Here is a 21,873-nt window from a genome sequence, read left to right as displayed (position 1 = left end):
CGGCTGAAGAACGAAGGCCCCGGATTGCCTGTGAGCATCCGGGGCCTTGTCGTGTGACGCCGCTGTTTGCCCGGGCAACACAAGGCGCCTCCTGGCAAGGTCCCTTGCCATGCCCAAGAAGCCCGACCCCGCCGCGCTGATGAAGAAGGCGGACGCGTTGCTGGATGAGATGCCGCCCCAGTTGGACCCGGCCATCCTGCTCCTGCGCGAAATCGTGGAGGCGGATCCGGAGCACCTGCTGGCGCTGCACTCGCTCAACTGGGCCCTGGACCCGACGCGGCGCGTGGAGCCCCACCGCTGGGAGCGCGAGGTGAAGGCCGAGCACTGGCGCGTTCGCGACCGCGTCCTTGAGTTGACCCGAGGGACGAAGCCCGGAGGAAAGCTGTCGACCGGGCAGAAGGCGCGCGCGCTGGCGCTGAGCCAGTGGGCCGACGACCTGTTGCGGCGCAAGCCGACGGACGCGCAGCTGCAGCAGGCGGAGGCCGCGCTGGTGGAGGCTGAAGGCCTGCGCGACCTCGCGGACCATGCCCGCGCGCGTCGAGGGCTGGAAGCGTGGCACGCGCTGCGGCGGGGCCCTCCGGAGCAGGGCTACCGGAAGCTGCTCGCCCTGGTGGAGGCGGCGCCCGACCCACGCGCCCGCGACGACGAGGGCAACGAGGATCCGTTCCCCTTCCAGGGCCTGGAAGGTGCCTTCTCCGACGAAGGCTTCCACGCGTGGCTCCGGAAGCAGAAGCCCGCGGCGCGTCCCCCAGCGAAGAAGGCCAAGGCCCTGGACAACGGACTCCTGCAGGCGGCGGGGCTCGACGCGGCCCCCTTCTTCGGCCCTGGCTTCGAAGGGGAATGGCGCACGGGCCGGGTGCTGGCCCTGCTTGCACTGGGGGCCGACCTGGAGGCCCGGGACAAGACCCAGGGTGGCGTTCTCCACCTGGCCGCGCGGGTGGAGGACGCATCGCTGGTGAAGGAGCTCCTGCGGCTGGGGGCTCCCGCCGACACGACCGACTCAGCGAAGGCCACGCCCCTCCACGCGGCGGCGGAACACGGCTGCACGGCCTGCATCGCCCTGCTGGCGAAGGGCGGCGTTCCCGTGGACGCGCTCGACAACGCGGGGCGCACGGCGCTCTTCAACGCGCGGCGGGCGGACGTGGCGCAAGCGCTCATCGACGCGGGCGCCAACCCCAACGCGGGCAAGGGCTGGACGCCGCTGCACCAGCACGCGCGCGTCAAGGAGCGGGGGCCCGTCATCGAGGTCCTGCTCCAGGCCGGGGCGGATGTGAATGGCAAGAACTCGGCGGGACAGACGCCCGTGCAGGAGGCGCTGGAGCACGGCAACGCGCACCTCGCCCAGCTCATGGGTGCCAGGGCGCCCTCGGGGAAGAAGGGCGCGCTGGACGTGCAGCCGATGCTGGACGCGCTGGCCCGCGAGCGGAAGGCGTTGCTCAAGGCCTGGTACTACGAGGACAAGGATGTGGACTCCGTCGAGCAGGTCCTGAGTCGGCTCGCGTTGGAAGGCGCCACATCGTGGGACGCGCTCGCGGCGGCGGTGCAAGGCCTGCCTCCCTGGACGGCCATGGCCCTGGTGGTGCTCGCCCGGGAAGCGCTCCCTGCCGAAGCGAAGGCGCCCTCCCCCTCCAAGCTCCCACGCTTCGTTCGCGGGGACCTGGTGGTGAAGGGGGACGTGCATGTGGACGGTCCCTTGCTGGTGACAGGCAACCTCACGGTGAAGGGCGTGCTGAGCAACGCAGGGCCTGAAGGCCTGCTCGTGGTGGGCGGCTCGCTGCGCGCCAGCGGCGTGGACACGGATGGGGAGCTGGTCGTGGGCCAGGACCTGGAGGCGCAGGTCGTCTGGGGGCACGGCAACGACGCGACGCTCCGGGTCGGCGGCGTGCTGAAGGCCGAGGCGGTCATCGCGGATGACCACGACATGCAGGCCAAGGTGAAGGCACCGCATCACTTCGCCGCGGGGGACTTCGACGCCACGGACGCATCACTCAAAAAGCTCTTCGTGCCAAAGGCTTTCGACCGAGCGCGACTGGACCGCGAAAAGCTCTTCAACGTCCTGCGCAAGGCGGGAAGTGCGCTCCGGAGCCCGGACTGACAGGTGAGCCCGCGGACCAACATCCCGCAGTCGGGCTGTTCCGCGGGTCAGTACTCCCGCCCACCACCGGGACCCACCTTGGGCCCGTTCGGAAAAACCACTCAAGGGGGCGGTGGATGAGACAGATGAAAGCGGCGCTGTTGTTCCTGTCGCTGGGCGCGGGCATGGCCTGCACCAGCACCTACGACCCGTACTACTACGACGACGCCTACTACGATCCGTACTACGGGGCGTATGACGCGGCCTGGTCCTACGCATGGGTCGACCCTGTCTACAGCTATTGGTACTACGCCATCGGCAAGGTGCAGGCCATGGCTGTCGACCCGGCCACGGCGGCCACCCAGCTCGCGGCGAATGCCTCCACCGCCTTCACTCCCTCCGGCTGCGCCACCGCGACCGCGACGGGCGCGACGGTGAACTACACGTTCAACAACTGCCAGGCGGCGATCTCGCTCACGCAGATCTCCGGCAGCGTGGAGGTGGTGCTCGCCGACAACCAGGGGCAGCTCGCCGCCACGGCCAACTCCACCGACCTCACCATCAACGGGGAGCCGTACAACCTCTCGCTGCAGATCGCCGGCTCCCCGCCGCAAGGTGACCAGCGCAAGGTGACCGTCACCTCCAACAGCTTCTCGCCGAATCGCTTCGATTCGCGAACGTCCACGAGCACGGTCACCTGGGTGGCGGGCAGCGGGTGCATCACCGTGGACAGTACGTCACAGGCCACGAAGGGCGGCCTCAGCTCGACGACGACCGTGTCTGGCTACCAGCGCTGCGACCACCAGTGCCCCACGGCGGGGATGGTGCAGGTGGATACGAGCGAAGGGACGTTCACCGCGACGTTCGACGGCTCCAACACCGTCAAGGTCGTCGCGCCGAACGATGACGTCAAGACGTACAACCTGGACTGTTGAGCACGGAGCGGGGCAGCTGGCCCGCGCATTGCTGAAGGGCAGACCCGAGGGCTCCAATGACGGCGCTCCGGGTCCACGCCCTTCCCGGAGCCGTTGCACCGTGGCCATTCCGACACGGTGCGCGGCTGTGGCGCCACACGCCACCATGTCCCGACCGCACTCCCCCTTCGCCTCCATCCCGAGCCGTCACGGACTGCTGCCCGCGATCCTGTGCAGCATCCTCGCGGTGGACCTGCTGGCCCTGCGGCTCGACTGGAGCGAGCGCGCCAGCTTCGCCTTCCTGTCGTGGAACCTGTTCCTGGCCTGGGCGCCGTACACCCTGGCCCTCATCGCACGGGGGCTGATGGTGCGAGGCCTGGGCCGTCCGTGGCTCCTGGCCCCACTGGCGCTTGGCTGGCTCGCGCTGTTTCCCAACGCGCCCTACCTCGTCACCGACTTCATCCACCTGCGTCAGCGGCCCGTGGTTCCACTCTGGTTCGACGCCGCGCTCCTGGCCCTGTTCGCCGCCACCGGGTGGCTGCTGGGCCTGCTGTCCCTGGACATCTGGAAGCGGTGGCTGGAAGAGCGCTGGGGCCGCACGGCGGCATGGGCCTTCGTCGCCATCACCTCCGGCCTGTGTGGCTATGGCATCTATCTGGGCCGCGTGGAGCGCTGGAACAGCTGGGACGTGCTCTCGGAGCCGGGCCGCCTCTTGCGCGCCATGGCCTCACACGTGAGGGATCCCCTGGCCCATCCCGCCCTGCCCTCGCTCACCCTCTTCTTCGCCCTGCTCCTGCCGCTGTCCTACGCCGGCTATGAGGCGCTCGTCGCCCGACTGTGCCGCCAGCGCGCTACACTTCCCGGCGCCGGAGCGAGGTGGACATGGCGCCGCCAGGCCCGTCGGGAGGATGCACCGTGACAGTCGAGCGCGACCTCAACGAAGCGCTGCGCGCCTCCCGGGTGGAGCTGGATTCGGAGGCGGGCTTCGAGGAGTTGCTGGAGCTCGTGGAGCTCACGACCGGGGCCAAGGTGATTCGCACGGAGGAGTCCCTGCACTTCCTCACGCTGGATCAGCCGGGGCCGGAGGTGATCCACAGCGGGACCCTTGGCGAGCGCGGGCTGGCGGCCTGGGAGGCCCCGCGACGGGATGCGCGGGGCCTCACGTTCTACGCCAACCTGAAGCGGCCGGACGGCGCGGACTTCGTGCGCATGCAGGTGGAGCTGTCCACGCGGTCGCTCTCCATCGAGGTGATTGACGAAGGATGGTTCGAGATCGCCGCGTATCTGGGTTGAGGGGGCCGCCGGCTCAGCGCTTCATCAGCATGGGCAGCCACGCGAGGAAGAGCTTCGTCATGAACCGGACCGACAGGAAGCTCGCATGGTTCGGAACATCGTTGGGGAGCTCCACGCCCGCGGGCTTGTACCGGGTGCAGGTGCGCAGCTCCAACGGGGGCACCTCGCCGGTGAACCGGTTCCGGTAGACCGAGAACCAGTGCGGCCCCGGGCCCATGTCCATGAACATCCCCGAGTTGCAGCACGTCGCGACGAGCCGCTTCGTCGCTGAAGCGTCCTTGAGCTTGAAGCCCGACAGGAGCGACTCACCTCGGGAGACGCGGAGGCGGTCCTTCCGGTAGAGGAGGAAATCCGTGCCGCCCAAGGGGCCGCGAGGCGACGGCGCGTTCGGAAGGGCCTCGATGCGGCGCCCCCCCTCCTGGCAGTCGTCGCAGTAGCACTCGACGTGGATGATGGGCGGCCCCCGCCCCTCGAGTTCCACCTGTCCACAGGCACAGGTGGCGATCCGGATGACGTCGTTCTTCTCGGGCATCCGCCTCCTCTATTCCGACGGCGGCGCAATCACGAGCGCTTTCGCCGGGCTACCGGAACCACCCGAGCCCGGCCACCGCGTCACCGTCGTGCTCGTAGTACTCGACGACGACGGTGTGCTCACCGGCGCGCATCCAACGCGCCTGCATGTAGTTGGTGGAAGATTGGTCCTTCCAGCCATTGATGATGCGGCTGCCGTCCACGAAGACCCGGATGCCGTCATCCGCCTGGGCCATGAAGAAGTACAGGCCCGTCGCGAAGTAGAACCGCCCCGTCCAGCGCACGGAGAAGTCATCCGGGCCCACGCCCTCCACGGGGCTGCCCGCCCACCAGTAGTTCGAGAGCGGTGCCCCCTCGCAGCGCACGATCCCCGGGACGCCCGCCAGCTCCCGGTTGGCGAAGTACTCCGCGCGGTACTGCCCGGCCGGGCACTCCGCGGGAGCGACGGATTCGAAGGAGGCCGTGACGCTCACGTCCTCCGTGCCCACCAGGAGGGTGTGCTCCGCGGCCCCGCCGTTGGACCAGCCGACGAAGCCTTGGTTGCCCTGGGGCGACGGCGCGAAGAGCGCGTGCGAAGAGCCCGCGACCACGGAGCGCACCAGCGGTGACGGGCTGGCAGTCCCGTCGAACACCACCTCCAGCCCGGGAGGCGACGTCTCCAGCGTCACCTGCACCTTCAGGGGCAACAGCGTCACCATCCGGCTGCCCGTCAGCCCCGCGGAGTCCGTCGCGGTCAGCGTCAGTTGGAAGCGCACGTCGTCGCCATGGTCCGGGATGGTGAAGGTCCCGCCAGGCCCCTGGCCTTCTTCATAGGGATGGGAATGGCACGCGCCCGGCGTGCAGTGCACCAGCGTGAGGGTCCACGCCATCCGGTCACCCGGGATGGCGCCGTCCTCCGCGTCGCTCGCCGAGCCCGCGAACGTCACCACGTCCCCCACCTTGAAGCGGAACGTCTCCGACGGCGCGTGGATGGACACCACCGGCGCCAGGTTCCCCACGGAGATGCGCACGGAGGCCGTGTGGCTGCCGCCGTGTCCGTCGCTGACGGTCAGCCGGGCCACATGGAGGCCGGCCATCTCATACAGGTGCTCCGGGTTCGCCACGCCTGACACGGAGTTGCCGTCACCGAAGTCCCACACGTACTGGAGCGTGTCGCCGTCCATGTCGCGGGAGCCGGCGCTGGAGAAGTACACCCGCAGGGGCGGCACGCCTTCGCGCGGCGTCGCCGAGGCCACCGCGACCGGCGGCGTGTTGTTGGCCGGGTAGCGGATGCGGCGCAGCTCCCCCGCGAGGATGTCCACGAAGTGAAGCTGGGAGCCCGGCCCGCTGCTCAGGTCGACGACGCCGCCCGCCTCGGTGGCGAAGGGCGCCACGCTGTCCGGCACGAGCTGATCATTGGCATCCACTCGCAGCATCCGGATCCATTGCTGGGTGTAGTCCGCGAAGAAGTAGGCACCCCGCCACTGCGCCGGGAACGCCGGGTCCTGGATGAAGGCGCCGCCCGTGGATGTCTGGCCCTCGGCATGCGTCCAGGAATACAGCGGCGGCCGCACCGCGTCCGGCCCCTTGGCATACAGCGCCTGGCACACGGGCTTGGGCTCATAGCCGCGCTGGCGCCCCGGCCCCTCGTAGCAGGGCCAGCCGAAGTTCGCGCCGGGCGTCGCGACGTTGATCTCCTCGTGGTCGCCCCAGCCGACGTCTCCCACGTAGGGCGTGGCGGTGCCGGGCCGCAGGTTGAAGCGGTAGGGATTGCGCAGCCCCAGCGCCCACACCTTCGAGCGGTTGTCCTGGCCATTCCCACTCCAGAACGGATTCGACGGCACACCCGCGCCGGTGCGCGAGACGCGCAGGACCTTGCCCGCCAGCGAGTCCGGGTCCTGCGCCCGCAGCGCGTCGTCATCCACCGCGTCAAAGCGGGCCCCGTCCCCCAGCGACACGAAGAGGGTGCCATCCGGCGCGAACCGGACGTTGCCCACGGAGTGCGACGCGCTGTCCGAGGGGATGCAGTCCGAGCCGGGAGGAAGGTCCTTGCAGGAGCCGGCCACCGCGGTGCCCAGCAGCACCGACTCGCTGTCAGGCGAGGCCGTGTCCCCTACCGCCGTGTACCGCGCCAGGCGCCCCGTCTTGGGCCCGTCGTCGTCCGTGGCGTCGTCGTCGTAGGTGTAGAGCAGGTAGACGTAGCCGTTCTGCGCGAAGGCGGGGTCCACCGCGAGCCCCAGCAGGCCCCGGTCATGGTGGTTGTTCACCCGCGCGCTGACGTCGAGGAAGGGCGTGGCCACCAGGGCGCCGTCCTTGACCAGCCGGACCACCCCCGCCTTCTCCGCGACGAGGATGCGCCCATCCGGCAGGTGCGCGAACGTCGTGGGGTAGTGCAGGCCTCCCACCACGAGTTCGGACGAGAAGCCTCCCGGCAGCGCCCGCGCGGGGGGCCCTGGAGCCCTGGCCCCCGCCAGCAACACCCAGCCCAGCCCGAGACAAAGACAGATGGCGAATGGATCCGGCCAGCGGCGCGGCAAGGACATGGGCCCCCTCCAACGGGTGCGAAAAGAGTGGGCGCAAGCTGGTGCCTCCACTCCTTCCAGCCACCCGTCCCGGGGCCATGGACCGCTGTCACCTTACGCGCGCCACCCCAGCCGAAGAGGGCCGAGCGCTCGCGGCCTCCCACGTCAGCGACGGGAGGTGCGCCCCCAGCGGAGCGTCAGTCCGGCATAACCCGTTGGCTGACGGCGGCCGTCCCTCACGTCGAACGGAAGCTCGATGCCGCCCTCCGCTCGCAGCTCGAGCGAGGGATTCAGCCGGTACGCCACGCCCAGCGAACCGCCCGGCGCGACCATCAGGTGCGAGCCGCCGAGCTTGCCCTGGAAGACGGTGAGCGGGCCCGCGAAGGCCCCCATCAGTGAAGCGCCCCCGGTCAGGGTCCACCTTGCATTGAGCCGATAGTCGACCAGCGTCTGGCCTCCCAGACGGAAGTTGACGGGCTCCGTGCCGTTGTTGGTGACGGGCACGTACCAGACGCCCGCGCTTGGGGCGACCGACACGGTCCAGGGTGAGCGCTCCATGAGCCGATGCCGGGTCCCGAGCTCCAGGCCCAGCAAGGTAATGCGTCCGCCCCAATCCCAGTTCTCGCCAGCGCCCTTGCGGAACGTGAGCTCGGGGTTGGGCAGATACGCCCGCTCCCGGCCTCGCTCGAAGGCAATCGTGTTCACGGAGACGCCCACTTCGGTCGTCCCCACCGGCGTCGTCGCCGCGCCCAGGTTCCGCGCGCCGCTCAGACACCCGGGAGCGCAGAGGAGCAGCGCACCCATCCACAGGGCGCGCATGAAAGGCCTCGGCGTCATTGCGGCCATGCGAAGCGCACCCAGACCGGTTGGTGGTCGCTCCCGGAGGGACGCTTGTCCACGCCGCGCGCCACCGGAGTGAGCCCGCGGGCGAAGACCGAGTCGAGCGGCAGTCCGCCGATGACGGAGTCCACGGTGTCCCCCACCCCTTCGGAGGCCCACTGGAAGCCCCACTGCGAGAACAGCTTCACGGTCTGCGTCAGGCTCCCCGGGTCGGAGGTGTTGAAGTCGCCGGCGATGACCTGCGACCGCGCCGCGCCGTCGACCGCCTGGATGACGGTCTCCGCCTGATCCAGCCGCGCGCCCAGCCCGACGATGGGGGTCGCGCCGTGCACGGAGACCACCTGGAAGGGAGTCCCCCGGATGTCCACCGTCGCGGCCACCCCGATGCGGTGTTGCTGGTGATACGGGTCGTCGTGGGGAAGGTTGATCTTCTGGTCCGCGGTGATGGGCCACCGGCTCAACACCGCGTTGCCGAAGTCATCACCGTCCTTGGCCACGGAGGCGGGGTAGTACACGTAGGACATCCCCAGCTCCCGGGCGATTCTCTCCACGGCGGGAGCGTCCATCTCCTGCATCGCGATGACGTCCGCCTCCGAGAGCGGAGGGCTCGACAGGGACGCAACCGCCTCGGTGACCTGCTCGGCGAAGGCGAGGTTGTACGTCACCACGGTGACCGAGGAGGGGCCCTCCACGGCGACGGGTTGCACGGGCCGGAAGTCTCCGCTGTAGCGCGGGCCCTCCGCGTCGGAATAACCCGCCATGATGGGGCACCCGGTCAGGAAACCGAGCATCAGGAGCGCCCCCAACCAGACGGCCGGGCGTGCTTTTTCGCACCGCAAGGACTGACTCATTCCGGCAACGAACGCCGCGCAACCCCCAAGACTTCCATGGGGATGAGGCCCATGCCTGCATGCTCGGGAGGGAACACAGTTCACCATTGGCTGGTGCGCACGCCTACCCTCCCCGCGAGCACGGCCTGGAATGCGCGCGCCAACTCTCGCGCGAGACCCGGGCCCCGTATTCGCGCTGGCCCACTGCCTCTATCTCTTCGCCTCGCGTGGCAGGCCGAAACCTTCCGCGCCCGCCGTCCTACCCGCGGTACCCACGAGGCAGCTGAATGAATCAGGAACAGTTCTCCATGCAGGGGCAGCAGATGTTCGCCGAAGCCCTCAAGGCTCGGATCGTCGACGCCGTGCACGAGCGCGTCGTGTCCGGCCTGGAGGAGCGGATCGGCTCGGAAATCCGCGAGCGCGTCGGCGACGCGATTCGCGGTGCGGTGCGTGAGCGCATGATGAACATGCCGCAGGGGGAGGGGGCCGGGACGCAGTTCGACACGGAGCAGATCGCCGAGGCCATCCACAACCGCCTCACCGACGTCATCCATGAGCGCGTCGTGAGCGGCGTGCACGAGCGCGCCCGCGAGGTGCTCCGGGAGCGGCTGGGCGAGGCGCTGCGCTCCGCCCTGGCCGAGAACTGGATGAGCATGCAGCAGGGGCACGGGCACTTCGACCCGCAGCGCATCGCCGAGCGCGTGCGCATCAAGCTGGAGGACGCCCTGCGCGACCGGCTGGGCACCGTCGTGCGCGAGCGCGTCCGCGACGCCATCCGCGAGCGGCTGGGCGAGGCGCTGCGCTCCGCGATGTCGGAGCGGAGGATGGGCATGGAGGGCTTCGGGATGGACCCCGAGCGCATCGCCGACACCCTCCGCACCCGGCTCGCCGACAACGTGTCCGAGCGCATCCACACCGTCGTGCGCGAGCGCATCCGTGAGGCGCTGAAGGAGCGGCTGACGGACATGCTGCGCTCCGCGCTGTCCGAGCGCCGGGTGCAGATGGGCCAGATCGACCCGGAGCGCCTCGCGGACACCCTCCGCGACCGCCTCGCGGACACCCTCCGCGAGCGCGTGCAGAGCGGCCTGCGTGAGCGCGTGCGCGACGCGCTGCGCGAGCGGCTGGGCGACGAGCTGCGCGCCCGGATGAGCGAGCGCACCCAGGGCGTGATGGGCTTCCAGCCGCAGGGCGTGGGGATGATGGACCCCGAGCGCATCGCCGAGGCGCTCCGCGGGCGCCTGGTCGACGCGCTCCACGAGCGGCTGTCCAGCAACCTCCGCGAGCACCTGCAGGAGGCGCTGCGCGACCGGCTGGGTGACGCCCTCCGCGAGTCGCTGGGCGCCGTGGGCGGGATGGGTCACACCATGCGGGGCGGGTTCGGGGAGCAGCACATGGGCGGCTACCAGGCGCAGGGCCCGGGCCCGGTGGACACGGAGAGCCTCGTGTCCGCCATCCGCGAGCGCGTGGGTGAGGACCTCCGCGAGCGCATGGCGAACATGGTCCGCGACCGCGTCGCCGAGGCGGTGCGCAAGGAGCTGAAGAACGGCCCCGGCGGCACCCAGCCCCTGGCCTCCTGACGGGCACCTCGCCCTGGATTGAAAGCTCCCTCCCCTCCTCCATCGCTTCAGGAGGAGGTGGAGGGAGTTGCCGTCCGAGGACCGCGCCACCGCCGTCACGGACGCGGCTGGCGCTTTTCGAGCTGGGCCATGTAGAGCTTCCGCTCCTCGGAGAAGGCCTTCGCGACGCTGGGCCGCTCCAGCATGCGCGCGAAGTACGCGCTGAGCGCGGGCCACTTCTTCAGGTCGATGGGCGTCGCCACGCTCCAGCCGAGCACCGTCGCCAGGTACGCGTCCGCGACGCTGAAGCGCTCCATGAGGAACTCACGTCCGGTGAGGTGCTTCTCCAGGTAGGCGAGCCGGCCGGTCCCCTTCTCCAGCGCATAACTCCGGGCGCCTTCGGTCGACGACGCGTCGAGGAGCGGGGAGAACGTCGCCTTGTGCAGCTCGGTCCCGATGAAGGACAGCCACTGCTGGAGCCGCACACGCCCCCGGCTGTCGGCCGGCGCGAGGTCAGCCTGGGGCAGCGCCCCGGCCAGGTATTGCAGGATGGCGGCATTCTCCGTGAGCACGTCCCCTTCGTCGGTGCGGAGCGCGGGGACGAGCCCGAGCGGATGCACCTCCAGGTAGTTGCTCCCATCGAGCGTGCGCTTCGTCTTCGAGTCGACCTCGATGTACGTCGCCTCCGTGCCCGCCTCGTAGAAGCAGATGCGGGTGGCGGCGGAGCAGGACAGGGGAGAGAAGTAGAGCTGCATGGGATGTCCTCCAGGACGTCGAGCGTGGGCCTTCGCGGCAAGAAGCGAGGGCCACTCTCCGCCTCCGGATGGGATGCGTCCAACGCATCGTTGGCATAGACTCGATGCATGGAAGACATTGCCCCGCCCTCCCCCCGCCTCGACGTGCGCGACCTGCGCGTGGTGCTGGCCCTGGCCGCCGCCGGAACGACGGCCAGGGCCGCGGCCGCGCTGCACCTCACGCAGCCGGCGGTGAGCCGCGCGCTGCTCGCGGCGGAGGAGCGGCTGGGCGCGCGACTCTTCGACCGGACCCCGCGCGGGCTCGTGCCCACGCCAGCGGGGCATGAGCTCGTCGCGGGCGCCACGCGGATCCTCGTGGAGCTGGGCGACCTGGAGCACCGGGTGCGCGCGCCGGTAGCCCCGTCCATCCGCCTGCGCCTCGTGTGCGAGTGCTACACCGCCTATCACTGGCTGCCGTCCGCGCTGGTGACGCTGCGCAAGAGCCTGCCGGGCCTCCACCTGTCCCTGGCGGTGGAGCACACCCAGGACCCCGTCCCCGCCCTGGTGGCCGGAGAGCTGGACGTGGCGCTCCTCACGACGTCGACCGTCCCTCGCGCCGGGCTGGAGACCCGGCCGCTCTTCTCCGATGAGATCATCTTCGTGGTGTCCGCGTCGCACCCGTTGGCGTCCCGCCGTGCGCTCACCCGGGAGGACCTCCGCGAGCACACCGTTCTCACGGGGCAGACGCCCGCGGCGGAGTCGCACTGGTTCATGACGCAGGTCTTCGGCCGCGAGCGGCCCCGGCTCCGCGTGGAGCGGCTGCCACTCACGGAGGCCATCCTCGACGTGGCCCGGGCGGGCCTGGGCGTCGCCGTGCTCTCCGAGTGGATCTCCACCCCGCACCTGGGCAAGGGCGACCTGGTCGTGAAGCGGCTCGCGTCCGGGCCCTTGCGGCGGCCGTGGAGGATGGCCTGGAGGAAGGAGGTCGGAGACTCCGCGCTCCGCCTCCTCGCCGCGCTCGAGTCCACGGTGCCTCGGGGACTCGCGGTGGGGTAGCGTGCCGTGGCTGTCCACAGCGGTGCCACACCACTCCCAGAGGTGTCTATGATTGACTTCGTGAAGAAGGCGGGAAAGACCTTGCTCGCCGTTGCCACGGGCGCTGTCTTGTCATTCAGCGCCACGCAAGCCCTTGCCACGCCTCCCGATGCTCCGGCGCCGTATGAATGTTCCGCCTGCATCGAGCAGTGCATCGAAATGGGCTTCAGCTCTGGCTGGTGCACCCGCACGGAGTGTTACTGCCATTGAGATTTTCGGCGGCCTGGCATCTGCCGGGCCGCCGTTCTCGAATGGGCGGCGAGTCCTTGGACACCCGGGAACGGGTAGGCGCTGGCTCTCCCTGAAGTCTGGTGGAGTCTGATATTGCGCATCCGCCGGTGCCGCCTCTTCGCAGGCGCCGCGCTCCGAAAGGAACACCCCCAATGAGCATGGTTTCGAGAAGGTTCCGTCGCCTCGCTTTCGCGCTGGTCGGTGCAGGCGCATGGGTTTCCGCGGGTTGTGGCGAGCTCCCCACCCCGCAGGAGAACACCCCGTCCCAGGTCGTCATCCAGGACGCGGCGGTGCTGAACGATTCGACGCGCACGGAGTGGAGCTTCGGCCAGCTGGTGACCGCGATGAGCGGCCCGGTGGCGCCCTCCGACTTCGTGCGCGACAACCTTCCGCGGTGGGCGGGACAGGACGCCACCACGCGGACGCTCGTCGCGAGGCTGCTCGAAACGTGGCCAACGCTGGCGGACGGTTCGCTGGACCTGGCGAAGGCGCCCCTGCGGCTGGAGGCCATCGTCCACCACCCGGAAGCGTTCGAAGCGTCGCGGGGCAGCGCTGGCGAGGGCCGCTTCGTCTTCGGCGGCGTGGACGCGAGCGGCAACCCGCTGGGCCTCACCGTCACGCTGAGCTACGTCCTGGCGGCGCGGACTCCGGCGGAGGCGCGGGATTGGACGCAGCGCTGGCAGGACCTGGCCTCGCGGGCGCCGGGCTCGGAGGCGTACAAGACGGCGCTCCAGGCCCTCACCGACCGCGTCACGACCTCTCCGGGTCAGGGACGGGTCGCCGCGGCTTCGGCGAACTCGCGCCAGCAGGTGGGCGCCCTGCTGCTTGATGACACCACGCCGCCCTCCGTGGATATCAGCTCGCCGGCCCCGGCCAGCTTCCTGCGTGGCACGTTCGTGATCACCGCGAACGCCTCCGACGACGTGGGTGTCACGCAGGTGGACTTCTACGACGGCGCGACCCTCATCGACTCCTCCACCGCCGCGCCCTTCAGCGTGAACTGGAACACCACGGGCGCGACCTCCGGCAACCACTCGCTGACGGCGCAGGCCTTCGACGCGGCCGGCAACTCGACGACGTCCAGCGCCGTGACGGTGATGGTGGACAACTTCGCGCCCGTGGTGAATCTCGGGGTCCCCCAGTACAACCCCACGAGCCAGTACTACGTGCGCGGCATCGTCACCGTGGGCTGGTCCGTGACGGACCAGAGCCTCTCCGGTGTGGCGCAGACGGAGTTCATCCAGGAAGGCATCGTCAAGGCCACGGCGCCCGGCTACTCCGGCTACACCTACGACTTCACCTGGGACACGCGGGTGCTGGGCAACCGCTCCTACTCACTGGCGCTTCGCGCCACGGACAACGCGGGCAACGTCCAGACGAGCACCCGCAACCTCATCGTCGACAACCAGCTGCCCACGTCCATCCTCACCTCGCCCGCCAACGGGGCGGTGGTCAGCGGCAATGTCACGCTGACGGCCAACGCGAGCGATTCCCAGGCGATGCTCCAGGTCATCTTCGAGATCGACGGCGTGGCGACGTACTTCGTCGGGGCCAGCCCGTACACCCGGACCTGGAACACCGCGGGCCTGTCCGGCACGCACACGATTGTCGCCATTGCCTCTGACCGCGCGGGCAACAGCCGGCGCAGCAACGCGGTGACGGTGACCGTGCCCTGAGCTGAGTGAGACGGGCATCCGCCCTGCGCGGATGCCCGGCCTCCGGGTGAGACGTCGTCAGTAACCCTGGTCGGCGGGACACCGGTTCAATGACAGGCATCCGGGATTGGCTGCCGGTCAGGGCATGGGGCCGGGAGAGCCCTCCGCTGCCGAGGCATCCAACCGCAGCGTCCGCGTCACCCGCGTGCCCTCGTCCAGGCCCTCTCCAAAGGGCACCGGCATGCTGTCCTCCGGGCGCGCGGGCAGCCCCTGCGTCACCGACGCAGGCACCGCGTAGGTGTGCTCGCCCACCCTCACGGTGGGGCTGCCGCTGGCCGTCAGCTCCAGCTCCAGGTCGAAGCCGTCGGTGGACGGAACCCAGTAGCGAAACAGCACGCCCTGGGCCGCGTTGCGAGTCCGCAGCGTGTCGCCCGGGGCCTGTTGGCCCGCGAGCCGCGCTGAAAGCACCGCGTCCCCGGGCAACACCTGCACATCCACGAAGGCCGCGTCCGGGCGGGACGGGGTGATGTGGAGCGACACCTTCCGGCGCCCGCCCTCCCCTGCCTCCAGCCGCGATTCGACCGCGGGCCCCCGCACGTCCTCCCCTGGCGTGGGCGCTGGCGCGTTCCAGAACGGGCCCTTCACCTCCGGCAGCGCGTCCATGGCCTCCCGCTTCGGGTCGCCGCCCAGGTACGCGCGCGTCCAATCATTGAGCACGGGATCCGAGGACACCCAGCGCGCCGTCCTGGCGTCCGCGTCCACCAGATACAGCAGGCCCGTGGGGCGCGGGTTTCGCGCGTCGAAGCGCTGCCCCACGGCGAGCGACACCAGCAGGCCCAGGCCCAGCAGCGCGGCCCCGCCCGAGACCCACGGAAGCCCACGGCCCGCCAACCACAGCCAGCCCGGCGCGAGCAGACAGATGCCAAGCATCAACAGGTCGGAAGGCACCGCGGCCCGCTCCAAAGGCAGCACGGTGTAGAAAGTGGCCAGCACGTTCGGCAGCAACAGCAGGAGCGGCAGCGCCGCCAGCCCCCACAGCGGCACGTGCCATCGAGGGAGTGGTTCCGTCCCCCGGCCGCCCAGCCACAAGAGCAGCAGGACCATGCCCGCCAGGGGCCAGAGGAACAGCGCGCTCGCGCCCGGCAACACGATGCTCACCGCGATGCAGATCACCGCCCACGGCACGCATCCGCCCGCCGCCAGCTCCATCACCGGCGCGCGCCGGCGGAGGTACAGCCCGACGCCCATCGCCGCCATCACCCACAGCACCACCGCGAGGATGAAGCGCGAGTTGTCCTGCGTCTCCGACCGGCTGAGGGCGCGGAAGCCGGGCTGGAGGGCGCGCAGCAGCGGCCACGCGAGCCGCGCGAGGCTGCTGGCCAGGAAGCCCACGAGCAACAACACCAGGGACTCCCGCAGCATGGCCCACAGGCGCAGTTGCTTGCGCTGGCGCGCGCGGAAGATGGCGAACACGAACAGACCGCCCCAGACCACCGCCAGCGGAACGGCCCAGGACCGGGGGTAGTGGACGCGCAGTGGCCCCGCGTTGAAGAAGATGAGCTCCTCGCCCTCCGGCACGGACGCCTCGCGGGAGATGCGCCGCGTGAGCGCGAGCAGCGTGTCGCCCTGCTGTTGGAGGAGTCCGTTGGAGACGGCGTCCACGGTCTCCTTGCGTGAGTGGTAGGCCTGCGTGCCCTCCACGTTGGCGAAGTTCAGCCCCTGCCAACCGCCCTGCCTAAGCGCCGTGAAGTCCGTGGCGTTCTTCATGCGCTGATACACGGCCGCGAAGAGCGAACCGGCCCCGACGTCCGGGGCCTCCTCGCCGAGCCTGCGCACGAGCCAGCCGCCGCCCGGGGAGACCTCGAACATCAGGAGCGGCCCCGCGTTGCCGCGCGCGTCCACGTTGAGGACCACGCCCGATTCGCGGGCCCAGGGGTGCGAGGCCGCGAAGGCCGTGCTGCCCAGCAGGTGCTGCTCCTCCGCGTCCGTGAAGAGGAACAGCACGTCGCCCGCGAGCGCCGGCCCCTGCTGGAGCGCCCGCGCCACCTCCAGGATGGACGCGACGGCGGCGCCGTTGTCGGACGCGCCCGGCCCCGTGGGCACGGAGTCGTAGTGGGCCACCAGCATCACGGCCGTGCCCTTCGCGCCGTCCTTCGCGCGCAGCCGGCCCACGACGTTCTCCACGTTCGCGGCGGGCCGGGGGATTCCCTGTGCGGGCGCGAAGACGGGCTCGCGTTGGATTTGAACCTCCGCGCCCACGTCGCGCAGGCGCGCTTGCAGGTAGTCGCGCACCTCCGCGTGCCTCGGCGTGCCGAGGGCGTGCGGCTCAGCGCCAATGAAGCGCAGGTGTTCCCGGGCGCGCTCGGCGGAGAACCGCTCCCCGGGCGCGGAGGCGGGCACCGGCTCTGGCAGGGGGCTTCCGCGCAGCACCAGGAGGATCACACCCAGGCCGAGCACCGCGGTCACCCACCGTGCTACCGACGACGCGCGAGAGGAGGCACTCCGGTCCAGGCCCGCGGTCGGGGCGGTGTCGCTCATGTTTCAATCCTTCAAGGGCGCCCACCCGTTCGGGGGCCGCGGGGGGTTCGCGGAGTCCCCGTTGAAGGGGGTGTCCATCGCGCGGGCACTCTACGTCACCCGGAATCCGGCGGACACGCCGCCGTGGCCGGCGGCAGGCACTGCTGCGCCTCCGTGTTCAGCGCCTCCGCAGCCACGAGAACAGCGTGGCGCCGCGCCGCTCCAGGTCCTGGCCCTGAAGCGGATTTTGCGCCACCCATTCGAGGTAGCCCTCCAGGTCGCCCCGGGCCTCATCCAGCGAACGGCACCCAGCGACCACGTCCAGCAGGGCCTGTTCCGCTCGCTCGACGTGGCTCCGGGAGGAGTCCGACAGCTCTTGCACGGTCGTGTCCTCGATCCCAAGCGCCGCCACCGGTTCGAGGGACTCCACGCGAGGCTTCGCACCGGGCGTGGCGAAATGAACCCGCTCGGTGGGCCCCTGGACCTCGAACTTCACCAGCCCGGTCGGGAGCGACTTCTTCCGGTACACGAAGTATTCGAGCCCGCCCCCCTTCGGGGGCCACTGCGTCGGCAGCACGGGAGCAAGCTCCGCGCCCACCATGCCCTGCCCCAGCTCCTCACGCGCCTGATCCGCTAGGGCACCTGCGGGCCTGGGTGAGGCGCACGTGTCGTCCATCGGTTTCATCGGTTGCGCTCCCTTCGCCTGCTCCGGCGCCTTCTGACGCACGGCCTCCTTCGGCGTCCGCTCCGCACACCCGAGGAGCGGCAGCACCCACAGGAGCCGTGCGACGAACGATGCGAGCCTCATACGTTCTTCACGAGCTTCTTGCGCTCAGCCTCGGTCTTCTTGCGGAGGTCCTCGGTCGTGAAGCTGGAGGGATACTCCCCCGCGAAGGCCAGGAAGTCCGTGTCCTTGACCGAGGCCTTCCGCGCCTTGTTGTTGAGCGCGGTGAGCAGCTCATCGGCGGTGGGCTTCATCACGGTCTTGTCGAGGTAGGGATCCATCACGTACCCGAGCTTTGGCGAATTCTTGGTGATGGCGTCGCGAAGGTTCCACACCTTGATCTCTTCCCCCTTCTTCACGCGGGTGTTGTTCGCGGCGGTGGCAAGGGTCTGGACCACCGTCGCCACGTCCAGGTTGTAGACCACGAACGCATGGTCGATGTTCGCGTTGCCAGTGAAGACCGCATGGGAGACCTGCGCCCCAGGGGACTTGATGATGTCCGCGAGCACGGAGAATGAAACCTGGGCGTGCTCACCGCAGTGCCCGGAACCATATTGCAGCGCCAGCGCCGCGCTCTTATGGACGTTGAACCCGTAGGTGCTGCCAATCTCCCGGAGGAAGCTGACCGGCGATGACACCCATGTCGACTGGTGCAGGGTTCCAAAGAGGTCGGAGAGCAGCCGCTGGTGCCGTTCCGTCTTGAGATCCTCTCGTGCCTGGCCCCAGTGATTCGCGGTCACCACCAGGCCATCGATGTCGTCTCGAAGATCCGTAGCCAGCACCACCGCGCTCTTGCCCTTGTGGCGGCTGACGAGGCCGGCACGGAACTGCTCTCCCCGGGCCATGTCCGTGTAGTTGACCAGGTAGGCCATCACGTTCTGTCGCCAGAGCTTGATCTCCGGCTTGCCAGAGGCCGCGTCGGTCCCCAACCGGGCGATCTTGGACCAATCCATGGCGATGAGCTTGCGCATAGCTTCCCTGCGAACGGCGTCGATGCCCGTCAGGAAGTCCAACTCGAAGGTGAGCGTGACCGCTGGCGGCTTGCCCGCGGGCCCCGGCTTCACGTCACTCTTCACCAGACGGCACGGGAGCGCCTTCAACGACTGGGTCGCCGTCTTGTAACCGATGGTGATCTTCCCGGATGGCACCGCATGGGTGAAGGTATCGAGGATGGCCTTTGAATCGCTCGGGTTCGCCAGGTTGTTCGAGGCGGGCCCGGTGAGGGTCATCTGCTCCAACAGCGCGTCGAAGAAGCGCGCGTAGGTGAAGGTCAGGTCGATGGTGCAGTTTGCCTTCGTCCCCGCGGCGACAAGGTCCTCGAGGCCGAGGCCCGAGGTGGGCGCGGTCGTGAAGGTGTTCAGCGTTTCGTTGAAGAACCGCTGACCCTTTGCCGCCTTTCGAGTCAGCGTGAGGGTCTTCGCGCTCGTCGCGGCCGTGATGGTGAATTCGGTCACCGACTCGTTGGCGAGCGTGTACGGGAACTTCTTGAGGGTCGTGCTGATGGCGTTGGCGACGGTCTCGCCTTGCCACGTCAGGATGACCGCCGGGGACAGGTTTCCAGGGTAGTTGATGATGCCCATGACGGTCTTCCTTCCCGCTCACACCAGCGGATCCGTGTCGACAGACGCGGGGACCTCGGGGGGCCAGATTCCTTCGGTTCGGTACGTCAAATCGAACGGCTCCAGGAACGACCAGGGATCCGAAGGGTTGACCGGCTTGACCACGGTCATCTGCGTCTGGAAGGAGTCGGCCAGGACGTCCACCCCCGGCGCCGGAGGCGTGGCGTCCACGAGCTGGACCACCGACACGCGGGCCTGGTCGTTGAACCTCGACCAGGGAGTCGACTTCTCGCGAGGAGAGGACTCGAGCGCGGCGAGACGGTCCAGCATCCACTGTGGCTTGTCATGAGGCATCACGTGGCTCCGTCAGGCGGAAGGCGCGGATGCTCGAACCTACACGCATCTGGCAGTGCCGTGCGAGGGCCCGGAAACGCGAGGTTCCGGGCTCTTCGTCGCTTAAATCGTCTTCTTCCCCGGCAGATCGAAGCGGTCCAGGTTCATCACCTTGGTCCACGCGGCGATGAAGTCCTGCACGAAGTGCGCTTCGCCGTCGCGGGCCGCGTAGACCTCCGCCAGCGCGCGCAGCTGCGAACTCGAGCCGAAGACGAGGTCGGCGATGGTCGCCGTCCAGCGCAGGTCGCCCGTGGCGCGGTCGCGGCCTTCGAACAGGTTCGGCGTCTTCTCCGAGCGCTTCCACGCGGTGCGCATGTCGAGCAGGTTCACGAAGAAGTCCGGGGTCAGCTTGCCCGGGCGCTTCGTGAACACGCCGTGCTGCGTGTGGCCGTGGTTGGCGTCCAGCGCGCGCAGGCCGCCCACCAGTGCCGTCATCTCCGGCGCGGTGAGCGTGAGCAGGCTGGCACGGTCGATGAGCGCGGCGGTGGTCGTCGCTTCGGCCCCCGCGCGGACGTAGTTGCGGAAGCCGTCCGCCGCCGGCTCGAGCACCAGGAACGACTCGACGTCGGTCTGCTCCTGCGAGGCGTCCATGCGGCCCGGCGTGAAGGTCACGGCGACCTTGTGGCCGGCGTCGCGCGCGGCGGCCTCGACGGCCGCGGTGCCACCCAGCACGATGAGGTCCGCCAGAGACACCCGCTTGCCGCCGCGCTGCGCGCCGTTGAACTTCTGCTGGATGGCTTCGAGCTTGCCGAGCACCTTCGCGAGCTCGGCGGGCTCGTTGGCCTCCCAGTCCTTCTGCGGCGCCAGGCGGATGCGCGCGCCATTCGCGCCGCCACGCATGTCGCTGCCCCGGAACGTCGTCGCCGAAGCCCAGGCCGTCTTGACCAGTTGCTGCACCGAGAGGCCGGAGCCGAGCAGCTCGGCCTTGAGCGCGTCGATGTCCGCGGCGTCGACCAACGGATGGTTGACGGCCGGAATCGGGTCCTGCCAGAGCAGGTCCTCCTTCGGCACCAGCGGGCCCAGGTAGCGCGACCTGGGACCCATGTCGCGATGGGTCAGCTTGAACCAGGCGCGGGCGAAGGCGTCCGCGAACTTCGCCGGGTGGGCCATGTAGTCGCGGGAGATGCGCTCGTAGACGGGGTCGAAGCGCAGCGCCAGGTCGGCGGTGGTCATCATGGGCGCGTGGCGCTTGCCGGCCACGTGCGCGTCCGGCACGGTGCCGTCGCCGCTCTTGCCCACGGGCTTCCACTGCTGCGCGCCGGCCGGGCTCTTGGTCAGCTCCCACTCGTAGCCGAACAGCGTCTCGAAGTAGGTCATGTCCCACTTCGTCGGCGTGGGCGTCCACGCGCCCTCCAGGCCGCTGGTGGTGGCGTGCTCGCCGACGCCGCTCTCGTAGGTGCTCTTCCAGCCCAGCCCGAGCTCCTCCACGTTCGCGCCCTCGGGTTCCGAGCCGACGTGGTGCACCGGGCCGGCGCCGTGGCACTTGCCGAAGGTGTGGCCACCGGCGACGAGCGCGACGGTCTCCTCGTCGTTCATCGCCATGCGCGCGAACGTGTCGCGGATGTCGCGAGCGGAGCCGACCGGATCCGGCTTGCCGTTCGGGCCTTCCGGATTGACGTAGATGAGGCCCATCTGCACGGCCGCCAGCGGGTGCGCGAGCTCACGCTCGCCGCTGTAGCGCTCGTCGCCCAGCCAGGTGGACTCCGGGCCCCAGTCAATGGAGTGCGGCTCCCAGATGTCCTCCCGGCCGCCGCCAAAGCCAAACGTCTTGAGGCCCATGGAGTCCAGCGCCACGTTGCCCGTGAGGATCATCAGGTCGGCCCACGACAGCTTGCGGCCGTACTTCTGCTTGATGGGCCACAGCAGGCGGCGCGCCTTGTCCAGGTTGCCATTGTCCGGCCAGCTGTTGAGGGGCGCGAAGCGCTGCTCACCGGAGCGCGCGCCGCCGCGGCCGTCGAAGATGCGGTAGGTGCCCGCCGCGTGCCACGCCATGCGGATGAAGAACGGGCCGTAGTGGCCGTAGTCCGCCGGCCACCAGTCCTGCGAGTCGGTCATCAACGCGTGCAGGTCCTTCACCACCGCGTTGAGGTCGAGCGTCTGGAACTCCGCCGCGTAGTTGAAGTCCTCGATCATCGGATCCGACAGCGAGGAGTGCTGGTGCAGCATCGCGAGGTTGAGCTGGTCCGGCCACCACTGCGTGTTCGTCCGTGCGCGACGGGGGCCGTGCGCGACGGGGCACTTCGATTCGTCGTTCATGCGGGTCTCCTGAGCGGGGGGCGCCGTGTACCGAAACCGTAGGTCGGCGTCGCGATCGCCGGTTTCCGGCCCTCCGGTTGGGTTTGACGGCCGTTCGCTACCGAACCCAACTTCCGCGCCGAGCGCCTGTGGCGGACGGTTCGCTCATGGCAGCATGGGGAGGACCGGGA

17 protein-coding genes are annotated in these 21,873 nt (G+C 69.7%); 7 read left to right on the top strand and 10 right to left on the bottom strand.

All coding sequences use genetic code 11. From position 1 onward, the window contains the following. Positions 1-109 precede the first annotated feature (109 nt). The 4 genes from GTZ93_RS31575 (at position 110) to GTZ93_RS31560 (ending at position 4,281) form a co-directional block, all read left to right on the top strand. Entirely contained in the window at positions 110-2,095 is a 1,986-nt protein-coding gene (locus tag GTZ93_RS31575; protein WP_139916022.1) for an ankyrin repeat domain-containing protein, read from the top strand. Between the two features lie 116 nt (positions 2,096-2,211). Further along, positions 2,212-3,009 carry a hypothetical protein gene (locus tag GTZ93_RS31570; protein ID WP_139916023.1) on the top strand — a complete coding sequence of 266 codons (798 nt, stop codon included), beginning with the start codon at positions 2,212-2,214 and terminating at the stop codon, positions 3,007-3,009. A gap of 145 nt (positions 3,010-3,154) precedes the next feature. Beyond that, positions 3,155-3,907 carry a DUF1361 domain-containing protein gene (locus GTZ93_RS31565; RefSeq protein WP_261778919.1) on the top strand — a complete coding sequence of 251 codons (753 nt, stop codon included), beginning with the start codon at positions 3,155-3,157 and terminating at the stop codon, positions 3,905-3,907. Then, positions 3,904-4,281: a hypothetical protein gene (locus tag GTZ93_RS31560; RefSeq protein ID WP_257979516.1), complete on the top strand. Its 378-nt coding sequence runs from the start codon at positions 3,904-3,906 to the stop codon at positions 4,279-4,281. Before GTZ93_RS31565 ends, GTZ93_RS31560 begins: the two co-directional genes overlap by 4 nt. Positions 4,282-4,294: 13 nt before the next feature. Here the strand turns inward: GTZ93_RS31560 and GTZ93_RS31555 are convergent, their stop codons facing one another. The 4 genes from GTZ93_RS31555 to GTZ93_RS31540 form a co-directional block, all read right to left on the bottom strand. Further along, positions 4,295-4,813 carry a GFA family protein gene (locus GTZ93_RS31555; RefSeq protein WP_120596921.1) on the bottom strand — a complete coding sequence of 173 codons (519 nt, stop codon included), beginning with the start codon at positions 4,811-4,813 and terminating at the stop codon, positions 4,295-4,297. A 49-nt stretch (positions 4,814-4,862) separates the two neighbouring features. Continuing rightward, positions 4,863-7,334: a PQQ-dependent sugar dehydrogenase gene (locus GTZ93_RS31550; protein ID WP_139923320.1), complete on the bottom strand. Its 2,472-nt coding sequence runs from the start codon at positions 7,332-7,334 to the stop codon at positions 4,863-4,865. A gap of 144 nt (positions 7,335-7,478) precedes the next feature. Next, positions 7,479-8,132 carry a hypothetical protein gene (locus GTZ93_RS31545; RefSeq protein WP_257979517.1) on the bottom strand — a complete coding sequence of 218 codons (654 nt, stop codon included), beginning with the start codon at positions 8,130-8,132 and terminating at the stop codon, positions 7,479-7,481. A 14-nt stretch (positions 8,133-8,146) separates the two neighbouring features. After that, positions 8,147-8,944, bottom strand: a complete 798-nt coding sequence (locus GTZ93_RS31540) for an endonuclease/exonuclease/phosphatase family protein (RefSeq protein ID WP_257979518.1) — start codon at positions 8,942-8,944, stop codon at positions 8,147-8,149. Positions 8,945-9,270: 326 nt separating this feature from the next. Between GTZ93_RS31540 and GTZ93_RS31535 the strand changes: the two genes are divergently transcribed. Further along, complete coding sequence (locus GTZ93_RS31535) at positions 9,271-10,560, top strand: hypothetical protein (RefSeq protein ID WP_161663169.1); 1,290 nt, start codon at positions 9,271-9,273, stop codon at positions 10,558-10,560. Between the two features lie 95 nt (positions 10,561-10,655). Here GTZ93_RS31535 and GTZ93_RS31530 read toward each other — a convergent pair whose 3' ends face one another. Further along, entirely contained in the window at positions 10,656-11,294 is a 639-nt protein-coding gene (locus tag GTZ93_RS31530) for a glutathione binding-like protein (RefSeq protein WP_121754941.1), read from the bottom strand. A gap of 108 nt (positions 11,295-11,402) precedes the next feature. Here GTZ93_RS31530 and GTZ93_RS31525 point away from each other — a divergent pair, with 108 nt between their 5' ends. Together GTZ93_RS31525 and GTZ93_RS31520 are read left to right on the top strand one after the other, a co-directional pair. Beyond that, positions 11,403-12,329 (top strand): LysR family transcriptional regulator, encoded by a 927-nt coding sequence (locus GTZ93_RS31525; RefSeq protein WP_139915464.1) that lies wholly within the window; start codon positions 11,403-11,405, stop codon positions 12,327-12,329. Between the two features lie 422 nt (positions 12,330-12,751). Continuing rightward, a complete protein-coding gene (locus tag GTZ93_RS31520; RefSeq protein WP_139915465.1) occupies positions 12,752-14,275 on the top strand; it encodes an Ig-like domain-containing protein in 1,524 nt (507 codons plus the stop codon). 117 nt (positions 14,276-14,392) lie between these two features. On the opposite strand, the gene GTZ93_RS31515 is transcribed toward GTZ93_RS31520, so the two are convergent. The 5 genes from GTZ93_RS31515 to katG form a co-directional block, all read right to left on the bottom strand. Further along, positions 14,393-16,792: a M20/M25/M40 family metallo-hydrolase gene (locus GTZ93_RS31515; RefSeq protein ID WP_139915466.1), complete on the bottom strand. Its 2,400-nt coding sequence runs from the start codon at positions 16,790-16,792 to the stop codon at positions 14,393-14,395. A gap of 157 nt (positions 16,793-16,949) precedes the next feature. Further along, positions 16,950-17,579, bottom strand: coding sequence for a hypothetical protein (locus GTZ93_RS31510; RefSeq protein WP_139915467.1), 630 nt, complete (start codon positions 17,577-17,579; stop codon positions 16,950-16,952). Beyond that, positions 17,576-19,075 carry a hypothetical protein gene (locus tag GTZ93_RS31505; RefSeq protein WP_139915468.1) on the bottom strand — a complete coding sequence of 500 codons (1,500 nt, stop codon included), beginning with the start codon at positions 19,073-19,075 and terminating at the stop codon, positions 17,576-17,578. Before GTZ93_RS31505 ends, GTZ93_RS31510 begins: the two co-directional genes overlap by 4 nt. Before the next feature lie 18 nt (positions 19,076-19,093). Continuing rightward, positions 19,094-19,384, bottom strand: coding sequence for a hypothetical protein (locus GTZ93_RS31500; RefSeq protein ID WP_139915469.1), 291 nt, complete (start codon positions 19,382-19,384; stop codon positions 19,094-19,096). Positions 19,385-19,510: 126 nt separating this feature from the next. Continuing rightward, on the bottom strand, positions 19,511-21,703 hold the full coding sequence (katG, locus tag GTZ93_RS31495; RefSeq protein ID WP_139915470.1) for a catalase/peroxidase HPI: 2,193 nt from the start codon (positions 21,701-21,703) through the stop codon (positions 19,511-19,513). Positions 21,704-21,873 lie beyond the last annotated feature (170 nt).

It is taken from the genome of Corallococcus exiguus (assembly GCF_009909105.1).
Classification (GTDB): Bacteria; Myxococcota; Myxococcia; order Myxococcales; family Myxococcaceae; genus Corallococcus; species Corallococcus exiguus.
The sequence above is the reverse complement of the archived record's forward strand: the minus strand, read 5'-3'. Positions and strand labels throughout refer to the sequence as shown.

Coding starts and splice junctions, on each gene's coding strand:
- GTZ93_RS31575 (WP_139916022.1), top strand. CDS start 110: ATGCCCAAGAAGCCCGACCCCGCCGCGCTGATGAAGAAGGCGGACGCG.
- GTZ93_RS31570 (WP_139916023.1), top strand. CDS start 2,212: ATGAGACAGATGAAAGCGGCGCTGTTGTTCCTGTCGCTGGGCGCGGGC.
- GTZ93_RS31565 (WP_261778919.1), top strand. CDS start 3,155: ATGTCCCGACCGCACTCCCCCTTCGCCTCCATCCCGAGCCGTCACGGA.
- GTZ93_RS31555 (WP_120596921.1), bottom strand. CDS start 4,813: ATGCCCGAGAAGAACGACGTCATCCGGATCGCCACCTGTGCCTGTGGA.
- GTZ93_RS31550 (WP_139923320.1), bottom strand. CDS start 7,334: ATGTCCTTGCCGCGCCGCTGGCCGGATCCATTCGCCATCTGTCTTTGT.
- GTZ93_RS31545 (WP_257979517.1), bottom strand. CDS start 8,132: ATGCGCGCCCTGTGGATGGGTGCGCTGCTCCTCTGCGCTCCCGGGTGT.
- GTZ93_RS31540 (WP_257979518.1), bottom strand. CDS start 8,944: ATGCTCGGTTTCCTGACCGGGTGCCCCATCATGGCGGGTTATTCCGAC.
- GTZ93_RS31535 (WP_161663169.1), top strand. CDS start 9,271: ATGAATCAGGAACAGTTCTCCATGCAGGGGCAGCAGATGTTCGCCGAA.
- GTZ93_RS31530 (WP_121754941.1), bottom strand. CDS start 11,294: ATGCAGCTCTACTTCTCTCCCCTGTCCTGCTCCGCCGCCACCCGCATC.
- GTZ93_RS31525 (WP_139915464.1), top strand. CDS start 11,403: ATGGAAGACATTGCCCCGCCCTCCCCCCGCCTCGACGTGCGCGACCTG.
- GTZ93_RS31520 (WP_139915465.1), top strand. CDS start 12,752: ATGAGCATGGTTTCGAGAAGGTTCCGTCGCCTCGCTTTCGCGCTGGTC.
- GTZ93_RS31515 (WP_139915466.1), bottom strand. CDS start 16,792: ATGAGCGACACCGCCCCGACCGCGGGCCTGGACCGGAGTGCCTCCTCT.
- GTZ93_RS31510 (WP_139915467.1), bottom strand. CDS start 17,579: ATGAGGCTCGCATCGTTCGTCGCACGGCTCCTGTGGGTGCTGCCGCTC.
- GTZ93_RS31505 (WP_139915468.1), bottom strand. CDS start 19,075: ATGGGCATCATCAACTACCCTGGAAACCTGTCCCCGGCGGTCATCCTG.
- GTZ93_RS31500 (WP_139915469.1), bottom strand. CDS start 19,384: ATGCTGGACCGTCTCGCCGCGCTCGAGTCCTCTCCTCGCGAGAAGTCG.
- katG (WP_139915470.1), bottom strand. CDS start 21,703: ATGAACGACGAATCGAAGTGCCCCGTCGCGCACGGCCCCCGTCGCGCA.